Below are 16,851 nucleotides of genomic sequence, written 5' to 3' on the forward strand. Positions count from 1 at the left end.
CTTCGTCCGGACCTGATCATGTCAAATTCCGAATTGCATTACCTGGATATCCGCACGCTCGCACAGATGATCCGCGCTCGCGACATCTCACCCGTCGAAGTCACGCGCGCCATGCTCGAGCGCATCGAACGGCTCGAGCCAACGCTGCACAGCTATGCGCTCGTGATGCACGAGCAGGCGCTCGCCGACGCCAGCCAAGCCGAACGCAAGGTGCTCGCGGGCGAAGCGCTCGGCCCGCTGCATGGCGTGCCGCTCGGCATCAAGGATCTGTTCTGGACTGCCGCCGTACCCACTGCGGCAGGCACCACGATCCACAAAGGCTTCGTGCCGTGCGAGGATGCAACCGTGGTCAAACGTCTGCGCGAAGCCGGCGCGATCATGCTCGGCAAGCTACAGATGACCGAAGGCGCATTCGCCACACATCATCCGACCATCGCCGAACCGGTCAACCCGTGGCACGGGAACCACTGGGCCGGCGCCTCGTCGAGCGGCTCGGGCGTGGCTACAGCCGCCGGCCTTTGCTACGGCGCGCTCGGCACTGATACTGGCGGCTCGATCCGCTTCCCGTCGGCGGCAAACGGCCTGACCGGCATCAAGCCGACCTGGGGCCGCGTGAGCCGGCACGGCACCTTCGAGCTGGGCGCGAGCCTCGATCACGTTGGCCCGATGGCGCGCAATGCGGCCGACGCCGCGCTCATGCTTGGCGTGATCGCCGGCCACGATCCGCTCGACCCGACTTCGCTGCCGGAGGAACGCCTGGCGCTGCCAGAGGACGCCGGGGATCTGCGCGGCCTGCGTATCGGCATCGATCCCGCCTGGAACACCGAGGGCACCGATGCCGTAATCGTCGAGGCGCTCGAACGCGTGCTCGAGGTGCTCCGGGAACTTGGCGCCGAGATTCGCGAGGTGCGTTTCCCTGCGGTTCGAACCGTGGTCGACGAATGGCAGGAAGACTGCGGCGTGCAGGTCGCGCTCGCGCACGCCGACACCTGGCCGCGCCTCGCCGCCGAATACGGTCCGGCCCTGGCCCGTCTGATCCAGATCGGACACGAAACCAGCGCGCTGCGCTATCAGCAGGTGCTGCTCAATCGTGCCGCGCTACGCGGCAGGGTCAACCAGGTGATGAGGGATATCGATCTGCTGGTCGCGCCGGTGCAGCCATTCGCGGCGCCCACGCACGAGCAGTTGGGCGCGCTCGCGCAGGATCCCGACCTCAATGCGCGGCTGATCCAGTTCACGGCGCCGTTCAATTCGACGGGACATCCGGGCATGGCGCTGCCGTGCGGATTCACGCCTGACGGACTGCCGATCGGCTTCCAGTTCGTGGCCGCCCACGGCGCGGAAGCGACGCTGTGCCGGGCCGGCATGGCCTGGCAGCGCGCCACTGACTGGCACCGCGCACGTCCGCTGGACTGACTCCCGTGCTGGCTATGACCGGGGGACTGCTGCCCGGCAAGACCAGGCCTCAGCCCCCGGACGTCTTGCGCGTCTTGCGGGCCGGCTTGGGTGTGGGCGCAGCCTCGAGGATCTGTGGCGTAATGGTCGCGGAATCGCGCGCCGCCTCTTCATAGATGCCCGTGAGAAGCGACATGAAACGTGCGCCCTTTTCGAACTTGTCCGCGACGTCGGTGATTTCCTCGAGGCGCTTGACGAGAATTTCCTGCCGGACCTTGTAGTACTCGTCGGTGAGCTTCACGCCCAGTTCGCTCGCCACATAGGAGTAGGTCTTGCTGTTCTTGTCCTTCAGCTTTTCGATGAGACCGGCCGCTTCGAGCTTTCTGAGGCTGTACTGGATATTGGGGATGTCGTCCCGGTTCATCAATCGCGCAATCGTCGCGCTGTTTTTGGGGCGGTCCTGCATGCGGATCACGTGCAGGATCACGTGTTCCTGGTATTTGATGTCGACATCCGCCGCAATGGTAATCATGCCTGTCGACAGGACGAAGCGCGAAAACGCTTCATAAAAACGTATCAGCGACCATTCGAACTCCGTCGCCTGGTACTCCATGTCGGTTTTGGCCAGATGCCACCCGCGATAGAACTTCGCTTCCATTCCGAACTCGCAAAAAAGAGGTGTAGAGGTCCCGGCCTCGTGCATGCGACTGTCTGCTTCCCAATCGCAACTACCCCGGCACCTTCGATCAACTGTCTACTGATTAACAATGGACAGTTTAACAATGAAATGTGAACCTGGCGCAATCCCTGGTGGCCGCCTTTTCCGGCATTGCCCACACGCCGGCGCAGATCCAGTTGCTCCGGGCCGAGCCGCAACGCGCGCAAGCCCGTTGACGAGCCCCTCGACTTTGATTGTCGTGTGCACCAGCGTTGGACCACGGGACCGTACCTGCCCTGCGCACCTCGACCAACCGTCAGCGGAATAACCCCCCGCGGCGACGCAGAGTTAGACTCGCGGGAACGGTGCATCAAATTGCGCGAGCGACGATACGGCCTTCGCCCGTTACCCGGGCGAACGGCGACCGGCGCGGGTTCCGCATCGCGCGGCCGCCGGGCGACGGGCCCTCAGTGAACAAGGAATGCGGAAATGGACGTGGCAACGATTGGATTCACCAACAAGTCCGCCGAGAAGTTCTTCGGTCTATTGCGTCAGGCGGAAGTGCGTGCGCTGCTCGACGTTCGAGTGAACAATACATCGCAGCTCGCAGGGTTCGCAAAGAAGCCGGACCTTGAATATTTCTTATCGCAACTTGTTGGCGCGGTTTATCTGGAGCTACGCGACCTGGCACCTGAGAAGCAAATGCTCAAGCGATATCAGAGAAAGGAGCTGAACTGGGACAGCTACGCCGCTGAATACATCGAGCTTTTGGCGAAGCGCCGCGTAGAGCGTAACCTCGATGTTGCATTGTTCGACAGGGCGTGCCTGTTGTGCAGCGAAGACAGCCCGCAACACTGCCATCGCAGAATTGCCGTTGAATATCTGAACCTCTGGTGGGACGACAACCTGAAGGTAACGCACCTTTTCTAGTACGCACGCAGCTAGCGTAATCGTCCAGCTCGCGTGCGAATCAGGTTCATAGAGCCCTGTCCCATGGAACTGAAGCAGATCCACTACTTCATCGCGCTTTTCGAAGAAGGCACCGTCACGCGCGCCGCCAGGCGGCTCAACATCGCGCAACCGGCGCTCAGCATGCAGATCGCCAAGCTCGAAACGGAGATCCGGCAGAAGCTCTTCGAGCGTGGGCCGCACGGCATGGCGCCGACCGAAGCCGCACGGTTGATGTACCGCCTTTACACGCCGATCATGCGCGACATCGACCACGCACGCGAGCACCTGAGTCGTCGCGATGTCATCGTGACGGGCCGCGTGTCGCTAGGGATGGTGTCGTCGGAGGCGCAGAGCGTATTGCCCGAATCGCTCGCCAGATTCGATGCGCTTTTCCCGCAAGTCGAAGTCTCCGTCGCCGATGGCTTCAGCGCGCAACTGATCGACGCTGTCGAAACTGGCCGGCTCGATGCCGCCATCATCAACAAGCCGCGCGGGCGGCTGACGCTCCACGTAGAGCCTTTGCTCGTCGAAGAAATGGTGCTGGTGACGAGCGTGGTACAAGGCCCAAAGCTGCCCGACGAGATCGATCTCACGCAGCAGTCAGGCATCGAATTCGTGCTGCCCACGCGCCGCAACGGCCTGCGAGGCGCGCTCGATGCCGCGCTGATGGCGGCTGACGTCGTCATCCAGCCGAAGTTCGAGATCGATCTGCTCAGCACCATCGTGCAGTTCGTTGAGCAGAGCAGTGTCGCGACAATCCTGCCGCGCGTCGTCGTGCAGGCGAAAGTGGACGAAGGGCGCTTGCGCGCACGCAGGATCGCGTCGCCGCCGATCGTGCGCCACATCATTCAGGTCACGCATCCGAAGCGGCCGATCGGGCCGGCCGCCCAGGCGCTCATCACGATCATCACTGATGAGATAAAGCGCGTGACGACGGGTGTTTTGGGGAAACAAGCGCCTTAGCGGCCGCGTTCCAACGGTTCGCGCGCACTACCCGGAACGTCGCTGCGCGTGCCGAACAGCGTGTCGCAGATCGGGAACGTGAGGTTGAAGTTCTGTGTCGCCATCACTTCGGGATCGTGGTGTGTGGCGTGCAGGCGCCGCACTGTGTTGACGAGCGGAACGCGGTCGAGGAACGGGCTGTCGGTGACGTGTGAGAGCGTATGCAGGCCCTCGTACATCAGAAAGTACGCCGCCATCGTGAGCAGCGCGATATAGCCTGCGTTGCGGGAGAATACGAACCCGATCACGAGCGCGAACGGCACGGCCGCCAGCACGAACGCAACCGGCGCAAAAGGCGGAAACAGCAGCGCGCGCCAGTGACGGTGGCCCTTGTATTCAAGCGTCACATGCGTGAAGAACCGGTGATGGACGGCGCAATGGCGCTTGTAGATCATGCTGAAATACTTCGTCGGACGATGCAGCACGTAGCGGTGCGCCGCCCATTCCGCCCAGTTGCCGAACAGAAAGAGCGGAATGACCGCCAGCCATTCGGCGAGCGTCGGTGCATGAAGCTGCATCAGGCAATACACGATCACGCCGCCGGTGAAGAGCAAGGTGAAGCCGAGGTGCATTTCACCGCGATACCACCATGGCGTGGCATTGACATACTCGTCACGGAACTTGTAAGAACGCGCACGAACGTCTTCTTCGTATTTCATCGATATCTCCGACTGTTGTGAAAGGCGTGCGCCCGTTGGCGTCCGCCGTTATACCCAATGACTCAGGAAGGACTGCGCGCGGAACCGTCTTCGAGCTTGCCGAGCGTCTCGGGCACGACGAATGCGCCCACGAGAAAGATCACGCTGATCGCGCCGACGAAGATGGCTAGCGTCATCGGCAACTGACTCGCGTCCTTCGCCACCAGCGACACGGCCGTCGGCATCATTCCGCCGATCGCGAAGCCGATATTCCACGAAAGGCCCGTGCCCGTCGCGCGGATCGCGGTCGGGAAGCGTTCGTTCAGGAAGATCAGGATCGGCGCATAGCCGGCGCTGCCGAGCGCGCTGAGAAGGACTGCATAGACGCCGACCATCATGATGCTGTCCGCGGTAGGCAGCAGCAAAAACAGCGCGGGCAACGCGATGAGCCGGATAATGCCGATCAAGATGAACGCGCCCTTGCGTCCGATGAACGTACTCACGTGCCCTGCCGCGACCGAAGCGATCACCACGGCCACGCTGCAGATCATCAGGATCGCGGCAGCGGCACCGTTCGGCGCATGACTCACGACTTTGAGGAAGGTCGGCAGATAGCCCGATGTGAGGTAGTAGCCGCTGCCGCCGCCGATAGTCAGCAGCAGATTGACGAACAGCACGCTGCGATATTCACGCGAGAAAAGCGTGCGGATCGGCGAGCGCGCCACTTCGACGGTCGCGCTCCTGACCTGCGCGGTGGCCCTCGCGGCCTTTTCGGCGGCGAGCTTCTTCCACAGAGGCGACTCTTCAAGGCTGTTGAACACGAAGAGACCAAGCAGCGAGCTGATGATGCCGGTGAAGAACATGCAGCGCCAGCCCCATACGTCAAAGGCATCGCCGGGGAAAAGCGCCGACATCGCGAGGAACGTTACTGAAGCGAGCAGCGCGCCGAGTCCCGCGCCGCCGCCGCCGATCAGCCCCGACACCGCGCCGCGATACTTCGGCGCGACCGATTCGGTGCCAATGGTATGCGTGGATGCGACCACGCCGCCGACGAACACGCCCTGCACGAGACGCAGCAGCAAGAACAACACCGGCGCGACGATGCCCGCCTGGGCGACCGTCGGCAGCACGCCGAAGGCCGCCGTCGACACGCCGACGCCGACGACCGCGAGGATCATCGCGCCCTTGCGGCCGTGACGGTCCGCGTAAGAGCCGAAGAGCGCGGAGCCGAGCGGCCGCATCAGCAGCGTCACCGCGAAGGACGCGTAGACCGCAGCGAGCGAAAGCATCGCGTGCTCGGACGGGAAGAACAGACGCCCGACGATCGGCGCGACGTACAACAACACGAACAGGTCGAACAGATCGAGCGCCCAGCCCATGCACGACGCCAACACCGCGCCCATGACCTGCCGCTGACTAACCGGAAGCACGGTGGCCCCGTCTTGCGCTGCTACAGACATTTGCATCTCCTTGTGTCTCACAGGCACGCTTTGTCGGACGCGTGCTCTTGTTCGAGGTTGAAAAATCGTCAGTGGGCGGCGGCGAACGGCGATGCCACGCTCGCCCGTCGCTGGGCAACCATCGCATCGGCGATTTTCTCGGCGATCATGATGGTCGGTATGTTCGTATTCGCCGATGGCAGTCGCGGCATCAGCGATGCATCCACGACGCGCAGCCCTCGTGTGCCTCGCACGCGGCCTTCCGTGTCGGTGACGGCGTCGCAGTCCTGCGCGCCACCCATACGGCAGGTGCCGCTCGCATGCCACACGCCGAACACGTTCGCGCGGATGAAATCGGCGAGCGCGCGGTCGTCGTGGATCAGCGAAGTCATCTTCAGGCCGCGCGTGAAGAAGCGTTCGATCAGCAAACGCCGCAGCGGCGCCGGTGTGTCGAGCAGCGCTCCGAGGATCGAAGTCAGAAGCGCATTGCCTTCGCCGACCTTGCTCAGCGCCTTCACCCGCGGCGAGAATGCGGCCGGGAAGAAGTCACGCGAATCGCGGCCAAGACCGGATGCATCGACGACGCGCGCCAGCATCCGCACGCCGGCGGCGAGCCGTTGCAGATCGCGTTCGTCGTCGAGCAGATTCAGATCGACGCGCGGCGCAACGGCCGCCTCGGGCGACGCCAGTTGCACGCGGCCACGCGAATACGGCCGGTTGCACCACAGGAAAAACAGGCCGAGCCGGTTGCCGAGCGCATGCCACGCGGCGCGCGTCGCACTCGACAGATACAGGTCCGACTCGTCGCAGCCCGCGACGCCCGAACTCATGCGCGCGGCCATCATGCTCGCGCGGCGGCGTGCTAGCGGCATGCGAAAGCGCGGTTCGAGAAAATGACAGAACGTGAGCGACGGATGATCCTGCAGATTGCGTCCGACGCCCGGCAAATCCACCGCACACGGGATACCCATCCCGATGAGTTCGCGCGCATCGCCGATACCGGCGCGCATCAGCATCGCGGGCGACTGCAACGCGCCCGCGCTCAGCACGACTTCGCCTGCATAGAAACGCACGCGCTCGCCATTCGCCGCCATCGCGACGACACCGAGCGCCGTCGCGCCTTCCATCACGATGCGTTCGACGCGCAGATTCGAATAGATGCTGAGATTCGGGCGCTTGCGCGTGGCTTCGTCGAGATAGGCGATGGCCGTCGATACGCGCTTGTCGTCGATGTTCGAGAACGCGCCCGGAAAGAATCCGTCGCCGAATTCGCCGTTCTGGTCCTGAAGTTCGGCGAGGCCGTTCGCGCGCAACCCCTTCGCGAATGCATGACAGAACGCCGGCCAGTCCTCCGGCATGATGCGGCGGATCGGCACGGGACCGTCGCTGCCGTGCAATTCGCCGCCGGGAAAGTCCACGTCGCGTTCGAGCCTGCGAAAGTACGGCAGCACGTCGCGCCACGACCAGCCTTCGGCGCCGTTAGCGGCCCATTCGTCGTAGTCGCGCGGCAGGCCGCGATTGGCCGACTGCACGTTGATGCTCGAGCCGCCGCCCATCACGCGGCCCTGCTCGTAGACGCGCGGCGCGGCCTGCCGCGCGGCTTTCGCTTTCAGATCGGGCCAGATGTACGTGTCGCCGCAGAAGACGGGCATCGGGTAGCTGTCGAGAATCGCCGCGGGCACCGCGCCCGGCGGCGTGTCGGCGCCCGCCTCGATCAGCGCGACGCGCACCGACGGCTGGGCCGACAGTCGATGCGCAAGCACGCATCCCGCCGAGCCGCCGCCAACGATCACGTAGTCGAAGCGATCCATCGCGTTGTCTCCTCTTCTCTCGTCCGCCGTGCGGCGTGTCAGGTATATCAGTTGCCGCGAAACACCGGCTTGCGCTTGCCATGAAACGCTTCGACGCCTTCACGGAAATCGTCCGACGCGCGCAGACGGCTATAGCAATGTCCTTCGAGTTCGATCGCGATCGAGAGCGGCGCGTCTTCCGAATCGTTCAGTAGCTTCTTCGCGGTGCGCTGCGCGAGCGGAGAGAACGCGCGCAGTTCGTCGACGAGCGCGTCCGTCGCCGATTCGAGTTCCGCGTCCGCGACGCATTCGACGGCGATGCCCCACTCGTACGCCTGTTTGCCCGGAATGCGGCGCGAGCGCATCACGATGTCCTTCGTGCGGCCGATGCCGACCATCGACTGCAAACGCGCCGAGCCGCCCGAGCCGGGAATCTGGCCGAGCTTCTGCTCCGGCAACGCATAGAAGGTCGTATCGGTGACGATGCGGAAATCGCACGCCAGCGACAACTCGAAGCCCACGCCGAAGCAGAAGCCGCGATTGGCCGCGATCACCGGCTTGGAGCAGCGCGCGGGCGCCGCGATGTTCCAGGCGAGCTTCGACACATGTTCCGGCGATGCTTCCAGAAAGCCCTTGATGTCGCCGCCGCTCGAGAAGTGCTCGCCCTTCGCCCGCACGACGATCACGCGCACGCGGTCGTCCTCGTCGAGGGCTTCGAAAACGGCGCGCAACTGGTCGCGTGCGTGCATCGAAATGACGTTGAACGGCGGGCGATGCAGGATGATGTCCGCGCGCTCGCGCTGCGCGTCGATTTCGGCCGAGAAGCCGTCGAGGTCTTGCAGCAGCGTCTGGCCGCGATGGTTGAGATCACTCATTGTGGGTTACTCCTTGGTGGTTTCTGCAGGTTGCGCGGCCTGCGCTTTCGAATCGGGCGTGTACTCGCCCGCTTGCAGCTTGCGGCGCAGAATCTTGCCGACGGGCGACTTCGGAATGTCATCGACGAACACGTAGTCGCGCGGGCGCTTGAAGTTGACGAGGTCCGACTGGCGGCACCATGCATCGAGTGCAGCGGAATCGACGTACTCGCGGCGCTTGATGAACGCGACCACGCGCTGGCCCCAGCGCTCGTCCTTGACACCGGCGACCGCGACTTCATCGACGGCGGGATGCAGCGACAACACCGATTCGATATCCACCGGCGAGATGTTTTCTCCGCCGCTGATGATCATGTCGTCGACGCGGCCGGTCACGTAGAGATCGCCGTCGGCATCGAAGTAGCCGGTGTCGCCGGTGAAGTACCAGCCGTCGCGCAGCGACTTCGCGTTGGCGTCCGGACGGTTCCAGTAGCCTTCGAACGCTTCGTCGCCGAGCAGGTCCACGATGATCTGCCCTTCTTCGCCGACCTCGGCGTTCTCAGCGGGCGAGAGCGCATCGAGCTTGACGACGCGCAGCCGCGTATTGATGCCCGCGCGGCCCGCGCTGCCGGGCTTCTTTGTCGCGTCCTGGTCGATGCTGAACGTGTAGACCTCGGACGAGCCGTAGTGATTGACGAAGAGCTCCGGCTCGAACGCGGCCGAGAGGCGCTTGAGCAAGCCGTCGTTCATCGGTGCGCCCGCGAAGCCGAGCTTTCTGACCGACGACGTATCCGTATCCGCGAACGCGCTGTCGGCGAGCAGATCGTGATAGAGCGTCGGCACGAGATAGAGGCAGGTGAGCGCGTGCTTCGAGATGCATTCGAGCGCGAGCTTCGCGTTCCAGCGCGGCACGCAGACGAAAAGGCCATCGACGAGCGCCATCGCGAGCAGCGAGCGCACGCCCATCGTGTGATAAAGCGGCATCACGCCGAGCGTGCGTTCGCCGCGCCTGTACAGGTTCTGCGCGACGTGCGCGAGCGCCCCCGCGCGTTCATGCCGATGCCGGCGCGGCACGCCCTTGCCTTTGCCCGTCGTGCCTGACGTGTAAAGGATCAGCGAGATGTCGTCGGCGGTGGCGTGCGTCGTGTCGGTCACGTCGCCGCTGCGCGTTCGTTCGACGATGAGCGCATCGAAGGTGGCGGTGCGGCCGGGCGCGTCGTCGAGTCCGACGCGCGGCACTTGTTGGGCGGCGGCGCTCTGCGCGACCGAATCGGCACTGACGGGTTCGTAGACGATCGCCTTCGCCCCCGCGTCGGTCACGCAGTAGTCGACTTCATCCGGCTTCGCGCGCCAGTTGAGCGGCACGATCACGATGCCCGCAAACTGTCCGGCCCAATGCAGCGTCGCCATTTCCCAGCGGTTTTGCAGCACGACGAGCAGCCGGTCGCCGCGTTGCAGGCCGAGCTCGCGCAGGCCATCGGCGACATTCAGGATCATGCGATGCCACTGCGCGTACGTCAGTTGGACATCGCCATCGACGAGCGCGAGCGCGTTCGGACTGCGCTCGACGCTTTGCAGAAATGTGCGGCCAAGATCAAGCATGTTCGACCTCTTCCGTGCTTGCCTCGGCCCGGCGGCGCGCCGCCACGTCGAGCACGGCGGCTACGATCGGCGTGTAGCCCGTACAGCGGCAGATATGACCCGAGAGCATCTCGCGCACTTGCTCTTCGGACGGATCCGGCACGCGCCGCAGATAATCCGCGCATGACATCAGAATGCCCGCCGTGCAGAAGCCGCATTGCAGCGCGTGATGCCGCTGGAACGCCTGCTGCAGGTCGCCGAGCGTCTGATCGGGCGCGAGGCCTTCGACGGTATCGATATGCCGCCCATCGGCCTGCACCGCGAGCATCAGGCACGAGCGCGCCGCGACGCCATCGACCTGCACGGTACAGGCGCCGCACACGCCGTGTTCGCAGCCGACGTGCGTGCCCGTCGCGCCGAGCTCGTGCCGGATGAAGTCCGACAGCAGTTCGCGCGGCTCGCAATGGCCGCTTCGTTCGCGGCCGTTCAGCGTCAGCGCGATGCGCTGCGCTTTGCCGTGCCGCATGATGGTGTCCGACATCTTGCTCACTTTGCCTCCTCGATCACGCGCCATCCGAGTTGCCGGACCAGATTCCGGCGATATTTCGCGCTGATGTGCGCGTCGTCCTGCGCGTTCAGTTTCCAGCTCAAATCGTTCAGTGCGCCGCGCAGGTCGTCGCCCTGCAGCCGCGGCCATTGCTCCGTCACAGGCCGGTCCGCGACGCCGCCGACTGCAATACGGATCGACTCGTCGGTGACCACGGCCGCGCACGCGACGATCGCGAAATCGCCGTGTCGCGCCGAAAATTCCGCGAACGCGTAGCGCTCGCCTGCCTTGCGCAGCGGGAAGCGCACCGCTTCGACGAGTTCGTCGGGCTCGCGCGCGGTCATCAGCATTCCCTGAAAGAAGTCCCGCGCGGCGAGCGTGCGGCGCCTCTTTCGCGAGCGCAGCATCACATCGCCGCCGAGCGCCGAAAGCACGAGCGGCAACTCCGCGCTCGGGTCCGCGTGCGCGATCGATCCGCACACGGTTCCGCGATTGCGAATCTGAAAGTGCGAGATATGCGGGAAGGCCATCGCGAGCAGCGGCGCTTCGTCGGTGAGCGTGCTGCGCCATTCGACGCTGCCTTGCGTCGCCGCGGCGTTCACGACGAGATGCCCCGCCTGCTTGTCCACGCGCACGGCATCGAGTTCGACGGTGCGCGAGATATCGACGAGCACCTTCGGCTGCGCGAGCCGCATATTGAGCACGGCCATCAACGACTGGCCGCCCGCCAGCACGCGGGCGTCTTCGCCGTATTGCGCGAGCGCGTCGAGCGCGTCTTGCGCGCTCATCGCGCGCAGGTAATCGAACGGTGCGGGCTTCATGCGTGTCTCCTGAAACGTGCGAGGAGTCTTGCGATCCACGATCCGTGCGCTTGCACGGGCTGACCCGCCGCCTGCCGTCCGAGCGATTCGAACAACTGCTTGAGCACGACCTTCGCCGCGCCTTCGAGCATGCGGCCGCCGACCGCCGCGACCTTGCCTGACACCTGCGCTTCATAGTCGTACGTGAGCCGCGTGCCGGTGCCTTGCGGCGTCAGTTCGACGAGACCGCTGCCGCGCGCGCTGCCGAGCGGCGAGATGCCCGCGCCAGCGAGTCGCAGGCGGCGCGGCGCATCGATCTCCGACAAGCCGATACGCGCCTCGAACCGCGCCTTGATCATGCCGACGCCGACGGTCACGTCCGCGCGATACTGGTTCGGCGCCGTCTCTTCGAGCGCGTGACAGCCGGGAATGACGTTCGCGAGTGCCTTCGGATCGAGCAGCACGGCGAACACAGCTTCGGGTGCCGCGGGCAGATCGACGGCGCCCTGCGCCGTCAATGCGCGTCCGCCGCCTGGCGTCGCGGGCTTCGTGGCGGGCGCTGCGCGATATTCCGGCCGCGACGGTTCGGGATCGTCCATGCCGATCATCGCCATCACGCTGGGCGGCGTGAGCGGCAGGCGAATGTCTTCGACGCCGAGCGCGTCCGCCACCGCATTCGCGATGCACGGCGGCGTGCTCATGTTGTTGCCTTCGCCGAGCCCCTTCGCGCCAAGCGGCGTGAAAGGGGAAGGCGTCTCCAGATGCACGATCAGCGGATCGGGCACTTCGCAGGTCGTCGGCATCAGATAGTCGGCGAGCGTGCCGGACTGGAAGCTGCCGTCCGCGCCGTAGCGGAACTCTTCCATAAGCGCCGCGCCGACGCCTTGCGCGAACGCGCCGCGAATCTGGCCATCGGCGAGTGCGGGATTGAGGATGGTGCCGGCGTCGTGCACGGTCACATATCGGTCGATGCGCACGCGTCCCGTCACGCGATCCACCTCGACGCCGCACATGTCGAACGCGAAGCCATACGCCGCCGATGTATTGATGCGGTCCTGTTCGTCGGGCGCATCCATGTGCGGCGGCGACCAGAACACGGTTTCGCGCAGGCCCGGCTCTTCGCCCTCGGGCAAGAGCGCGGGCGCCCAGTGCGGCGCATTGCTCGCGGCGCGCGCGAACGGCAGCGCGCGGTCTTCGGCGTCGTGCGCAAAGACGCGCGCGCCTTCGAAGCGCACATCGCCGGGCGCGCAGTTGAACTGCTTCGCGAGCACGCGCGCGAGCTTGTCGCGCACGCGCGTCGCGGCGAGATGCACCGTGCCCGCCACCGCGCCCGCGAAGCGGCTCGAATAATTGCCGGCCGCGACCGACCAGGCGTCCTTGTGCGTATCGAATTCGACATTGACGACGATGTCCTTCGGATCGAGCCCGAGCACATCGGCGACGACTTGCGCGCACACCGTCATGTGGCCCTGGCCCGCGGGCGTCGAAGCAATCGTCACGACCACGCCACCGAGCAGATCGACGCTGACGGTCGCGCTCGCGATCGCGCCGTTCTTCGGCCCGGCTTTCCTGCGTGCGTCGGCGGGCATCACGGTCGTGATGTAGCCCATGTTCGATACCGACGGCTCGACGATCGCCGCGAAGCCGATGCCATACAGCCGCCCTTCGTTGCGCGCGGCGTCGCGGCGCGCAACGAGTTCCCGGTATCCGCCTTCGTCGAGCGAACGGCGCAGCGCTTCCTGATAATTGCCCGAATCGAGCAGCGCGCCCGCCGCCGCGCGATACGGAAATGCATCGGCGGGAACGAAGTTGCGGCGATACACGTCGAGCACATCGAGCTTCAGTTCGATAGCGATGCGCTGGATCAGCCGCTCCAGCGCGAAGTACACCTGCGGCCCGCCGAAACCGCGCACGAGCCCCGTCGGCGTCTTGTTCGTCAGCACGACGCGATTGCGCACGAGCAGATTCGGGATCGCGTACGCGCCCGTCAGGCAGCCGTGCATCCGGTAGAACGTCGCGGGCTCGGGCGCGCGCACGTAGCCGCCGACGTCTTCCAACTGATCGTAAGACAGCGCGACGATGCGGCCATCCGCCTCGACGGCCGCTTCTATCGTCGAAACACGGGCCGTCGCCGAGGTCGCCGCGCTCAAGTGTTCGAGCCGGTCTTCGACCCACTTCACCGGCGCGCCCGCCTTGCGCGACGCGAGGCACATCAGCACGACATACGGAAACACGGCCTGCTTCACGCCGAAGCTGCCGCCGGAATCGCGCGGAGCCTTGTGACGCAGGCGATTGGCGGGCACGTTCAACGCCATTGCCATGACGGCGTGCAGCGAGAACGGCCCCATGAAATTCGACGTGACGTCGTAGCCTTCATCGCCAGAGAGATACTCGGCGATGACCACGCCGCACTCGATCGGCGCGCACGTGTTGCGCGGATAATGCGCGACCAGCTTCACGCGATGCGGCGCGCGCCCGAAGGCCGCTTCCGGCTCGCCGTAGCGGAAATGCCGGTCGCTGATGACGTTGCTGCCGACGCGTTCGTGCAGCACCGGCGCGTCGTCCTTCGCGGCTTGTTCAATCGACGTCACGGGATCGAGCATCGCGTAGTCGACCTTGATCAGATCGAGCGCGTCTTCCGCGAGCGCACGCGATTCGGCCATCACGACCGCGACCGGCTCGCCCACGTAGCGCACGCGGTCCATCGCGAGCGCCCACTGTTCCATCGGCGATTTCACGCCGACGACGAACGGTCGCGACCACGGACGCAAATCGTCGCGCGTGAGCACGGCGCGCACGCCCGCGAGTTTCGATGCAGCTTGCGTATCGATAGACAGGATTTCCGCGTGCGCGTGCGGCGAACGCAGAATCGCGGCGTGCAGCGTGCCCGGCTTGACAGCGATGTCGTCGCCGTAGCGGCCACGGCCCGTCAGGATCGCCGGGTCTTCGAGGCGCTCCATCGAGCGTCCGATGTGACGCTGCGGTGCGGTCGCTTCGCGCGCCTGGCTGCCGGCGACGCGCGCGTCCATCTCGGCAAATGCGGTTTCGCGCTGATTCATGACGTGACTCCTCGTGCGGCGCGGCCGCCGAATTCATCGGCGAGACCGCTCCAGCGGCGGGCAATCTCGCCATGCTCGATGCCGAACAGATCGAGAATGCGCCCGACCGTGTGGTCGACCACGTCGTCGATAGTCTGCGGATGCGCGTAGAACGCGGGCACCGGCGGCATCACGATCGCGCCCATTTCCGTGGCGAGCGTCATGTTGCGCAGATGCGCGAGATTGAGCGGCGTTTCGCGCGCGACCAGCACGAGGCGGCGGCGCTCCTTGAGCATCACATCGGCGGCACGCGCAAGCAGGTTGTCCGCGAAGCCGTTCGCGACGCCCGCGAGCGTTTTCATCGAACATGGCGCGATCACCATGCCTTCGGTCACAAACGATCCGCTCGCCACGGCCGCGCCGATATCGCGCACGTTGTGCACGACATCGGCAACGGCTTCGAGATGACCACGCGCGAGGCCGAGTTCCTGTGCGGCCGTCACCGCGCCCGATGACGACACGATGAGATGCGTCTCGTGCGTGCCGAGCCGGTGCAACGCGGCGAGCAAACGCACGCCGATCACCGCGCCGCTTGCGCCCGAAATGCCGACGACGATGCGCTTCTTTCGCTCAGCCATGATCGCGCGCCAACCAGGCGTCGAATGCGCTGTTGTCAGCGGCGACGAGTGCTTGCAGGTCGACCGTGTCTTGCCCCGGTATCTGCACGCGCGTAAACACATGCGCGGGATAGACGACGGGGCGCGTCGCATCGAGGCCCATCTTCGCGCTCACGCCTTGCAGATGCGACGGCGCATCGTCGGGCTGACCGACCGTCGTCGATGGATCGAGCGGCGAACCTTGCGCGCCTGCTATCACGACGAGATCGCGGTCTGCCTGGAAGCGCGTCGCGATCGCCCATTCGATTTCGGCGGGATCGTGCACGTTCACATCGGTATCGACGACGACGACCTGCTTGATGTCGTAATGCGCGCCGAACGCGCACAGGATGACGTTCTTCGCTTCGCCTTCGCGCTTCTTGTCGAATTGCACCCACAGGTGATAGCGGCACACGCCGCCCACCGACAGATGCACGTCCTTCACGGCGGGATGGCTGCGCTGAAGATGCGCGAGCAACGTGGCTTCGCGCGGAATCGCGCCGAGCAGCAGATGCTCCATTTCGGCGGGCACGATCGTATGAAAGATCGGATCGCGCCGATGCGTGACGGCCGTCACTTCGATGACTTCGCGTGCTTCCTTCGCGCTGTAGTACTTCGGAAATTCGCCGAACGGACCTTCCGGCTCGCGCACGTTCGGCAGAATGCGCCCTTCGATGACGATCTCCGCGAACGCCGGCACGTGTACGCCGTTCGTCATGCATCGCACGACAGGCAGCGGCGCACCGTGCAGCGCGCCCGCGATTTCGAGTTCGTCGTGATCGATCGGCGTGATCGCTTGCGACGCGAGCATCGTCAGCGGATCGACGCCAATCACGATGGCGACGTCGAGCGCATCGCCCGCGGCTTCCGCGTCGCGCTGGAATGCGTAGAGATGACGCGGCAGCAGCAGGATCGCCATGCGATCGGGGCCGTGAACCTGAATGCGGTTGATCGAAACGTTCTGCACACCGGTGCGCGGATTGCGCGCGATCACGAGACCGGCGGTGATGTACGGGCCATTGTCGTGTTCGCTGTGCGTGGGAATGGGCAGCAGCGCGTGAAGATCGACGCCGCTCGTATGCACCACTTGCTGACACAACGCGTCCTCACGTTGAATCAGCTTCGATGCGAGCGGCGCAGCGGCCGCAGCGGAAAAACGCGCGAGCAACGCGGATTCATCGACGCCCATCGCTTCCGCGATCCACGCGCGCTTCGACATGAAGCCGCTCACGACGGGCATCGCATGTCCGTGCGGCTGCGTGAAAAAAGCAGCTCGTTCGCCGTCGAGCCGTTTCGCAATGGCGGCGAGTTCGTGCTCGAGCGCGACGGGCTTGTCGATCGTCGCGACACGGCCGGTTTTCGCGAGATACGCGAGCCAGTCGCGCAGCGACAGCGAGCCGGTGTCGGCGTGATCCCGTGCCCAGGCGAATGAGGGAATGCCGTGCGTTTCGGCATCGCGTGTGTTCATCATTGTCTCCATCGGTGCGCGCCTGCCATGGCAA

Annotated in this window: 14 protein-coding genes; 3 read left to right on the forward strand and 11 right to left on the reverse strand. The window is 65.1% G+C overall.

What is annotated here, in order from left to right:
• Positions 1-18: 18 nt before the first annotated feature.
• Positions 19-1,416, forward strand: a complete 1,398-nt coding sequence (locus tag VSR34_RS14890; protein WP_342962785.1) for an amidase — start codon at positions 19-21, stop codon at positions 1,414-1,416.
• 49 nt (positions 1,417-1,465) lie between these two features.
• Here VSR34_RS14890 and VSR34_RS14895 read toward each other — a convergent pair whose 3' ends face one another.
• Positions 1,466-2,053 (reverse strand): winged helix DNA-binding protein, encoded by a 588-nt coding sequence (locus VSR34_RS14895; RefSeq protein WP_028213726.1) that lies wholly within the window; start codon positions 2,051-2,053, stop codon positions 1,466-1,468.
• A gap of 489 nt (positions 2,054-2,542) precedes the next feature.
• On the opposite strand from VSR34_RS14895, the gene VSR34_RS14900 reads away from it, so the two are divergent.
• Together VSR34_RS14900 and VSR34_RS14905 are read left to right on the forward strand one after the other, a co-directional pair.
• Positions 2,543-2,983 carry a DUF488 domain-containing protein gene (locus tag VSR34_RS14900; protein WP_028213727.1) on the forward strand — a complete coding sequence of 147 codons (441 nt, stop codon included), beginning with the start codon at positions 2,543-2,545 and terminating at the stop codon, positions 2,981-2,983.
• Positions 2,984-3,046: 63 nt separating this feature from the next.
• Positions 3,047-3,967: a LysR family transcriptional regulator gene (locus VSR34_RS14905; RefSeq protein WP_028213728.1), complete on the forward strand. Its 921-nt coding sequence runs from the start codon at positions 3,047-3,049 to the stop codon at positions 3,965-3,967.
• On the opposite strand, the gene VSR34_RS14910 is transcribed toward VSR34_RS14905, so the two are convergent.
• From VSR34_RS14910 to VSR34_RS14955, 10 genes are all read right to left on the reverse strand, one after another.
• Complete coding sequence (locus VSR34_RS14910) at positions 3,964-4,665, reverse strand: sterol desaturase family protein (protein ID WP_028213729.1); 702 nt, start codon at positions 4,663-4,665, stop codon at positions 3,964-3,966. The two genes, VSR34_RS14905 and VSR34_RS14910, sit on opposite strands and share 4 nt — an antisense overlap.
• A 62-nt stretch (positions 4,666-4,727) precedes the next feature.
• Positions 4,728-6,104, reverse strand: a complete 1,377-nt coding sequence (locus VSR34_RS14915) for an MFS transporter (protein ID WP_342962786.1) — start codon at positions 6,102-6,104, stop codon at positions 4,728-4,730.
• A gap of 68 nt (positions 6,105-6,172) precedes the next feature.
• Positions 6,173-7,894, reverse strand: a complete 1,722-nt coding sequence (locus VSR34_RS14920; protein ID WP_028213731.1) for a GMC family oxidoreductase N-terminal domain-containing protein — start codon at positions 7,892-7,894, stop codon at positions 6,173-6,175.
• 47 nt (positions 7,895-7,941) lie between these two features.
• Positions 7,942-8,748, reverse strand: coding sequence for an enoyl-CoA hydratase-related protein (locus VSR34_RS14925; protein WP_028230977.1), 807 nt, complete (start codon positions 8,746-8,748; stop codon positions 7,942-7,944).
• Between the two features lie 6 nt (positions 8,749-8,754).
• On the reverse strand, positions 8,755-10,329 hold the full coding sequence (locus tag VSR34_RS14930; RefSeq protein ID WP_028230978.1) for an AMP-binding protein: 1,575 nt from the start codon (positions 10,327-10,329) through the stop codon (positions 8,755-8,757).
• A complete protein-coding gene (locus tag VSR34_RS14935; RefSeq protein ID WP_028213734.1) occupies positions 10,322-10,858 on the reverse strand; it encodes a (2Fe-2S)-binding protein in 537 nt (178 codons plus the stop codon). Before VSR34_RS14935 ends, VSR34_RS14930 begins: the two co-directional genes overlap by 8 nt.
• Positions 10,855-11,676: an FAD binding domain-containing protein gene (locus VSR34_RS14940; protein ID WP_028213735.1), complete on the reverse strand. Its 822-nt coding sequence runs from the start codon at positions 11,674-11,676 to the stop codon at positions 10,855-10,857. The genes VSR34_RS14935 and VSR34_RS14940 overlap by 4 nt, the downstream gene beginning before the upstream one ends.
• The gene (locus VSR34_RS14945; RefSeq protein WP_342962787.1) at positions 11,673-14,714 is read right to left on the reverse strand and encodes a molybdopterin cofactor-binding domain-containing protein; all 3,042 of its coding nucleotides are present in this window, start codon (positions 14,712-14,714) and stop codon (positions 11,673-11,675) included. The genes VSR34_RS14940 and VSR34_RS14945 overlap by 4 nt, the downstream gene beginning before the upstream one ends.
• Positions 14,711-15,331 carry a UbiX family flavin prenyltransferase gene (locus tag VSR34_RS14950; RefSeq protein ID WP_028213737.1) on the reverse strand — a complete coding sequence of 207 codons (621 nt, stop codon included), beginning with the start codon at positions 15,329-15,331 and terminating at the stop codon, positions 14,711-14,713. Before VSR34_RS14950 ends, VSR34_RS14945 begins: the two co-directional genes overlap by 4 nt.
• Positions 15,324-16,817 (reverse strand): UbiD family decarboxylase, encoded by a 1,494-nt coding sequence (locus VSR34_RS14955; protein WP_342962788.1) that lies wholly within the window; start codon positions 16,815-16,817, stop codon positions 15,324-15,326. The genes VSR34_RS14950 and VSR34_RS14955 overlap by 8 nt, the downstream gene beginning before the upstream one ends.
• Between the last annotated feature and the right edge of the window lie 34 nt (positions 16,818-16,851).

This window comes from Paraburkholderia sp. JHI2823 (assembly GCF_038900695.1).
Classification (GTDB): domain Bacteria; phylum Pseudomonadota; class Gammaproteobacteria; order Burkholderiales; family Burkholderiaceae; genus Paraburkholderia; species Paraburkholderia mimosarum.

Bases quoted from the DNA above. Each gene is read 5' to 3' on its own strand.
- VSR34_RS14890 (WP_342962785.1), top strand. From the start codon at position 19: ATGTCAAATTCCGAATTGCATTACCTGGATATCCGCACGCTCGCACAG.
- VSR34_RS14895 (WP_028213726.1), bottom strand. From the start codon at position 2,053: ATGGAAGCGAAGTTCTATCGCGGGTGGCATCTGGCCAAAACCGACATG.
- VSR34_RS14900 (WP_028213727.1), top strand. From the start codon at position 2,543: ATGGACGTGGCAACGATTGGATTCACCAACAAGTCCGCCGAGAAGTTC.
- VSR34_RS14905 (WP_028213728.1), top strand. From the start codon at position 3,047: ATGGAACTGAAGCAGATCCACTACTTCATCGCGCTTTTCGAAGAAGGC.
- VSR34_RS14910 (WP_028213729.1), bottom strand. From the start codon at position 4,665: ATGAAATACGAAGAAGACGTTCGTGCGCGTTCTTACAAGTTCCGTGAC.
- VSR34_RS14915 (WP_342962786.1), bottom strand. From the start codon at position 6,104: ATGTCTGTAGCAGCGCAAGACGGGGCCACCGTGCTTCCGGTTAGTCAG.
- VSR34_RS14920 (WP_028213731.1), bottom strand. From the start codon at position 7,894: ATGGATCGCTTCGACTACGTGATCGTTGGCGGCGGCTCGGCGGGATGC.
- VSR34_RS14925 (WP_028230977.1), bottom strand. From the start codon at position 8,748: ATGAGTGATCTCAACCATCGCGGCCAGACGCTGCTGCAAGACCTCGAC.
- VSR34_RS14930 (WP_028230978.1), bottom strand. From the start codon at position 10,329: ATGCTTGATCTTGGCCGCACATTTCTGCAAAGCGTCGAGCGCAGTCCG.
- VSR34_RS14940 (WP_028213735.1), bottom strand. From the start codon at position 11,676: ATGAAGCCCGCACCGTTCGATTACCTGCGCGCGATGAGCGCGCAAGAC.
- VSR34_RS14945 (WP_342962787.1), bottom strand. From the start codon at position 14,714: ATGAATCAGCGCGAAACCGCATTTGCCGAGATGGACGCGCGCGTCGCC.
- VSR34_RS14950 (WP_028213737.1), bottom strand. From the start codon at position 15,331: ATGGCTGAGCGAAAGAAGCGCATCGTCGTCGGCATTTCGGGCGCAAGC.
- VSR34_RS14955 (WP_342962788.1), bottom strand. From the start codon at position 16,817: ATGAACACACGCGATGCCGAAACGCACGGCATTCCCTCATTCGCCTGG.